Annotated in this window: 1 protein-coding gene; it reads right to left on the bottom strand. The window is 66.3% G+C overall.

The window, feature by feature from the left end:
- A partial coding sequence (locus tag I6F28_RS37255; protein ID WP_225143986.1) for a PhoPQ-activated pathogenicity-related family protein occupies nt 1-262 on the bottom strand: 262 nt, incomplete at its 3' end.
- Nucleotides 263-392: the final 130 nt, after the last annotated feature.

Below are 392 nucleotides of genomic sequence, written 5' to 3'. Positions count from 1 at the left end.
GGTCGAACCAGTCGCCTACGGCGGCATAGACCTCATTGGGAATGCCGAACGCACCGAAGGCCTCGTTGAGGGCATGGTCGCCGTGGCGCAACTGCAGCTGCTTGGGCCCCTTCAGGCGGTTGAAGAAATCGACCAGCTGGCCCGGCGGGAACAGGCTGTCATTGAAGGCATTGGCGAGGAATACTGCCGGCTGGTTGGCGTTGATCTCTTCAAGGCTGCTGGCCGGGCTGCGCTGTGCGGCCACCGGCAGCAGCGAGTCCACCGCCCCCTAGTAATTGCCGACCAGCACATTGCGGTTGATGGTGGCCAGCTCCGCGCCGGGGCGGCCGGTGGCCAGACCCGCCGCCACCAGCAGGGCGATGCCCTGGGCGCTGGGTGTGTCATGGCTGTAC

Source organism: Bradyrhizobium sp. NBAIM14, assembly GCF_020193895.1.
In the GTDB taxonomy this organism is placed as follows: Bacteria; Pseudomonadota; Alphaproteobacteria; order Rhizobiales; family Xanthobacteraceae; genus Bradyrhizobium; species Bradyrhizobium yuanmingense.
Note: the sequence above shows the minus strand (reverse complement) of the source record. Positions and strands in the feature narration are given on the sequence as shown.